The 5,895-nt window shown below is 69.5% G+C and carries 4 protein-coding genes; all 4 read left to right on the top strand.

Going from position 1 to position 5,895, the window contains the following annotated elements:
• Window positions 1-243: 243 nt before the first annotated feature.
• The 4 genes from ACFWEP_RS30375 (at window position 244) to ACFWEP_RS30390 (ending at window position 5,841) form a co-directional block, all read left to right on the top strand.
• A complete protein-coding gene (locus ACFWEP_RS30375; RefSeq protein ID WP_387374856.1) occupies window positions 244-1,008 on the top strand; it encodes an NUDIX domain-containing protein in 765 nt (254 codons plus the stop codon).
• A 197-nt stretch (window positions 1,009-1,205) separates the two neighbouring features.
• Window positions 1,206-2,930, top strand: coding sequence for an ATP-binding cassette domain-containing protein (locus ACFWEP_RS30380; RefSeq protein WP_387374858.1), 1,725 nt, complete (start codon window positions 1,206-1,208; stop codon window positions 2,928-2,930).
• Between the two features lie 161 nt (window positions 2,931-3,091).
• Complete coding sequence (locus ACFWEP_RS30385) at window positions 3,092-3,979, top strand: FadR/GntR family transcriptional regulator (RefSeq protein WP_387374859.1); 888 nt, start codon at window positions 3,092-3,094, stop codon at window positions 3,977-3,979.
• Window positions 3,980-4,299: 320 nt separating this feature from the next.
• The gene (locus tag ACFWEP_RS30390) at window positions 4,300-5,841 is read left to right on the top strand and encodes an RNA polymerase sigma factor (protein ID WP_387374861.1); all 1,542 of its coding nucleotides are present in this window, start codon (window positions 4,300-4,302) and stop codon (window positions 5,839-5,841) included.
• Window positions 5,842-5,895: the final 54 nt, after the last annotated feature.

The following is a 5,895-nucleotide window of genomic DNA, read 5'->3' on the forward strand; positions in this document are numbered from 1 at the left end:
TTTTATGTGCCTGGGGGGGGTGGGGGGGGTGGGGTGGGGGGGGTGGGGTGGGTTGGGTGCGGTGCGGTCCCACGGGGGAGACCACACCGCACCACCGCCGCTCGCACCACCCTTCGGCGTCTTCGTCTTCGTCTTCGTCTTCATCGGCATCGAGTGGCCGTCCGCGCCCCGCCCCGGTGGACCACTCCTTCAGGCGCTGCGGAATGGAGTGTTTATCGTCAGGGAGACGACTATGATCACCGCATGCCGTCCTACGACCCGTCGACTTTCCCGCCCTTCGCTGTCACGGTCGACCTGGTCGTGCTGACAGTGCGGCGCCACGCGCTGTGCGCGCTGGTCGTGCGCCGCGGGGAATCGCCCTTCCAGGGGTGCTGGGCTCTGCCCGGCGGGTTCGTCCGAGCGGACGAGGATCTGGGCGCCGCGGCTGCCCGCGAGCTGGTTGAGGAGACAGGCCTCTGCGCGCACGATCCGGCCGTTTCCGCGGCCGGCAACGGCGCCCACCTCGAACAGCTCGCCACGTACGGCGCCCCCTCCCGCGATCCGCGCATGAGGGTCGTCAGCGTGGCTCACCTCGCGCTCTCGCCCGACCTCCCCGCTCCCCGCGCGGGCGGGGACGCCAACAGCGCGCGCTGGGCACCCGTGGACGACCTTCTGGCCGTGGGCGGTGACACGGTGGAGGAGGCGGAGTCGCCCGCCCCCCTGGCGTTCGACCACGCCCGTATTCTCGCGGACGGCGTGGAGCGGGCGCGGTCCAAGATCGAGTACTCCTCGCTCGCCACGGCGTTCTGCCCGCCGGAGTTCACGGTCGGAGAGCTGCGCCGCGTCTACGAGGCCGTGTGGGGAGTGGTCCTGGACCCGAGGAACTTCCACCGCAAGGTGACCGGCACGCCAGGATTTCTGGTGCCCTCCGGAGGCACGACCACACGACAGGGCGGCCGTCCCGCCCAGTTGTTCCGTGCGGGTTCTGCGACGGTCCTCAATCCGCCCATGCTGAGGCCGGAAGTCTGACCCCGGGCGTCGGCGGGAAGGCCGCGTGAGCGATCTCGTGATCGATGGCTCCGCGATGCTTCCGCAGCTTCCCGAGTCCGTGAGCGCGGAACACTCGTAGACTTCCCGCTGCACCAAAAGTCGCAAATGTCGCGTTATGTTGCTGAGGTACGCACGCTCCCTGCCGCCGAGCGGTCATACCTTCCGCGAGAGAAGCGATGCTCCAGGCCATCGGACTGACCAGTGCCCGCCGCCGCGACCTGCCGCCCGCGGTGGACGATCTCACCTTCGAGGCCCGCTCGGGCCGTGTCACCGCGCTCCTCGGCGTCCCCGGCGCCGGAAAGACGACGGCCCTGCGCCTCATGCTCGAACTGGACCCCGGGCGCGGAGTCACCTACTTCAGGGGGCGTCCGCTGCACCGGATCGGGCATCCGCCGCGGGAAGTGGGCGTGCTCCTCGGGGATGTACCGGGGCACCCGGCGCGGACCGCGCGGGGGCAGTTGCGCATGCTCTGCGCCGCCGCCGGGGCACCTTTGTCGCGCGCCGACGAGATGCTCGAGGTCGTCGGTCTCTCCGGCCTCGGTGACCAGCGCATCGGTGGGCTCTCCGTAGGGATGGACCGCAGACTGGGGCTCGCCGCAGCCCTGTTGGGCGACCCGCACACGCTGCTTCTCGACGATCCCACCGACGGACTGTCCTCCCACGAGAGCGGCTGGTTGTACGGGCTGATGCGCGCGCACGCGGCCCAGGGCGGCACGGTGCTGTGGACCACCAGTGACCCCAAGGAGGCCATCCGCTCGGCAGACCGCGTCGTCACCATCGGCGACGGCAGGCTCGTGGCCGACCAAGAGGTCGCCGACTTCGCCCGCACCAGACTGCGCCCCCGCGTCGTCGTGCAGTCCCCGCACGCCGCCCGTCTCGCGGCAGTGGTCGGCCGCGAAGCCCGGGATGCGCGCCGGTCCGTGGAGATCGTGGCCGAGGAGGGGGCCCGCCTCTCGGTGTACGGGAGCAACTGCGCCGAGATCGGGGACGCCGCGTTCCGGTACGACATTCCTCTGCACCGGCTCGCCGACGAACTCGGCGACGCAGGCCCTCCCGCACCTCCCGCACCCGCGCCGGCCTCCGCGGCGGCGCTCTCGGAACTGCCCCCGCCGATCACCGTGCGCCCTCCGCGAGGTCCGCTCCGCCCGATGCGGTACGAGGTGAGGCGCATGTTGGGGGTGACGACAACGCCGTTGATCATGGCAGTGGTTCTGATCGCGTCGGCGGCCGCCTCGGTGGTGCTGGCGCGTACCGGAGGAGCCTCGCAGCCGCATCTGCTCGCAGGCTGGCCGACCCTGCTGCCGCTTCCTCCGGCGGCGCTCGGGGCAGGTCTGTTGGGTGCGCTCTCCTACGGCGACGAATTCCGCTACCCGGCTCTCGCGGCGAGCAGGGGGACGGTGCCGAGACGCCTGGGTCTGCTCGTGGCGAAACTGCTCGTCACCGGGGCGGTGGTGACCGCCCTGTCGCTTCTCGTCGTGGTCTGCGACATTCAGTTGCTCCGCCTCTTCTATGGGGAGGAGGTGGCCGCGATCCCCGGGAACGCGACATTGCTGGCAGTGAGTTGGGCTGCTCTGGCAGTCGGCTGTGCCTGGGCGGGGCTGCTCGCCGCGGGAATCTTCAGGGTGGCCGGTGCAGGTGTGGCGGCGGTGCTCGCCGTCCCGGTGCTCGTGGTGCCGCTGTTGCAGAAGGTGTTCGCCGGTCCCGCCGCGCATGCGCTGACCGGTCTTCCCGCCCGCCTGCGCGGACTGGCCTGGCTCGACATCCCGCCGGGACCGGACCGGTGGTTGGTTGCGGTCGGCCGGATCCTGGCTGAGCCCGTAGGCCTGGCACTTCTCGTGTCGCTGGCGGCTCTGATCTGCGCCTATGCGGGCACCGCCTTGCGGAACAGGGCGCGTTGGTGAGCGTTGGGGATCCGAACGCCGTGCGGCGAACCTCAAGCGCAGTTCCAATTGACCGAATTGAGACGATAAAGCGTCAATTGCGGCGTCGGCGACGATCACCCTTTCGTGTGCTTTTCAGCAAAGACCTCAAGGGGTGCGCGAGCCACGCCGACAAATGATGCGTGAGTACCCTTGCGCACACCATGATGACCACCGCCCGCTCCGCCGATTCCGGCCTCGCCGGCCCGGGCGATCTCGACCGTTACCCATACTCGGAGCCGGCCGGCGACCGTGCGCCGCTGCGGTCCTGGGGCGGCTCCGAATCCGAGCTGGGGCGCACCGGCCGCCGGGGGTCGGCAAGCCGTGGCCGGGGCTTGCACGGTCAACTCGTCCAGCAGCTCGGTCAGATGATCGTTTCGGGTGACCTCGGCGCGGACCGCCCGCTCGTGCCCGAAGAGATCGGGCAGCGATTCGAGGTCTCCCGTACCGTCGTGCGCGAGTCCCTGCGCGTCCTCGAAGCGAAGGGGCTGGTCAGCGCCCGCCCCAACGTGGGGACCCGGGTGCGCCCGGTGAGCGACTGGAACCTGCTCGACCCCGACATCATCGAATGGCGCGCCTTCGGCCCTCAGCGCGACGACCAGCGCCGCGAGCTGGCGGAGCTGCGGTGGACGATCGAGCCGCTCGCGGCGCGGCTCGCCGCCGGACATGGCCGGGAGGACGTTCAGCAGCGGCTCGGCGACATGGTCGAGATCATGGGACACGCCCTGGGGCAGGGGGACGGAGTCACCTTCTCCCGTGCCGACGCGGAGTTCCACGCCCTGCTGATCCAGGCCGCCGGCAATCGCATGCTCGACCATCTTTCCGGCATCGTGTCCGCCGCACTCCACGTCTCCGGCAGTCCGGTCACCGGGTGCGACCGGCCCAGCGAGGCTTCGGTCGGCCAGCACGCCAGGATCGCCGATGCCCTTGCCGCGGGTGACGAGGCCGGTGCCGAATCGGCCATGCGTCAGCTTCTCGTCGTCGTCCACCCCGAGGTGGAGCGAGTGGTTCCGGCACCGCGCGAGCACTGAGAGCGGTACGGCCGGGGTATACGCACCCTGTGCCGCCGGACCGTGCGGTCCGGCGGCACAATTGTGGGGGGATGTCGTCCCTGGCAGCGTTCGTCGCAAATGAGGTGTGACTCGGGCCACGCGGATTGGGCGTAACACTCCTCGAAACAGTGCGATGACCTAAGAGGTGACCGCCGCGGAAGGAATACAGCAGCCATTCGGCGCGCTGTGCAGTTCCCAGGCCAAGCCCGCGCCGTCGGCGACACTCCAGTCGACGGACGTCGGTTCCAGCCCTCCAGGGCGGGGCCGGAAGCCGTTTCCATCGTTCCGAGAGGTTGTTCGTGTCGGCCAGCACATCCCGTACGCTCCCGCCGGAGATTGCCGAATCCGAGTCCGTCACGGCGCTCATCGAGCGGGGAAAGGCTGATGGGCAGATCGCCGGCGACGACGTGCGTCGGGCCTTCGAGGCTGACCAGATTCCGCCAACCCAGTGGAAGAATGTTCTGCGCAGCCTCAATCAGATCCTCGAGGAAGAGGGTGTGACGCTGATGGTCAGTGCCGCGGAGTCGCCCAAGCGCGCCCGCAAGAGCGTCGCGGCGAAGAGCCCGGTCAAGCGCACCGCCGCCAAGACCGTCGCGGCGAAGACGACCGTGACGAGGACCGTCGCGGCATCCGCCGCCCCGGCCGTCGACAGCGCGGACGCGTCCGACGAGTCCGGTGCGGTCCCCGCGAAGAAGGCGGTGGCCAAGAAGGCCGCCGTGAAGAAGACCGCCGTGAAGAAGACGGTGGCCAAGAAGACCGCCGCCAAGAAGTCCGGCAAGCAGGACGACGACCTCCTCGACGGTGACGAGGCGGTCGAGGACGTCAAGGTCGGCAAGGGTGAGGACGAGGAGGGCGAGGGCGAGAACAAGGGCTTCGTCCTCTCCGACGACGACGAGGACGACGCGCCCGCGCAGCAGGTCGCCGTCGCCGGCGCCACCGCCGACCCGGTCAAGGACTACCTGAAGCAGATCGGCAAGGTCCCCCTCCTCAACGCCGAGCAGGAGGTGGAGCTCGCCAAGCGGATCGAGGCGGGTCTGTTCGCCGAGGACAAGCTGGCGAACGCCGACAAGCTCGCGCCGAAGCTCAAGCGCGAGCTGGAGATCATCGCCGAGGACGGCCGACGGGCCAAGAACCACCTGCTGGAAGCCAACCTCCGCCTCGTGGTCTCGCTCGCCAAGCGCTACACCGGCCGCGGCATGCTCTTCCTGGACCTGATCCAGGAGGGCAACCTCGGTCTGATCCGTGCGGTCGAGAAGTTCGACTACACCAAGGGCTACAAGTTCTCCACGTATGCCACCTGGTGGATCCGTCAGGCGATCACCCGCGCCATGGCCGACCAAGCCCGTACCATCCGCATCCCGGTGCACATGGTCGAGGTCATCAACAAGCTGGCGCGTGTCCAGCGCCAGATGCTCCAGGACCTGGGCCGCGAGCCCACCCCGGAGGAGCTGGCCAAGGAACTCGACATGACCCCCGAGAAGGTCATCGAGGTCCAGAAGTACGGGCGCGAGCCGATCTCCCTCCACACCCCGCTGGGTGAGGACGGAGACAGCGAGTTCGGTGACCTGATCGAGGACTCCGAGGCGGTCGTTCCGGCCGACGCGGTGAGTTTCACCCTCCTCCAGGAGCAGCTGCACTCGGTGCTCGACACCCTCTCGGAGCGGGAGGCGGGCGTGGTCTCCATGCGCTTCGGTCTCACCGACGGTCAGCCGAAGACGCTGGACGAGATCGGCAAGGTCTACGGGGTGACGCGCGAGCGCATCCGGCAGATCGAGTCGAAGACCATGTCGAAGCTCCGCCACCCGTCGCGTTCGCAGGTTCTGCGCGACTACCTCGACTAGGTCGACCGGGCCCACAGGACGGGCCGGGTGCCCGGAACCACTCGGTTCCGGGCC

The sequence above is a fragment of the Streptomyces sp. NPDC060198 genome (assembly GCF_042728415.1).
Classification (GTDB): Bacteria; Actinomycetota; Actinomycetes; order Streptomycetales; family Streptomycetaceae; genus Streptomyces.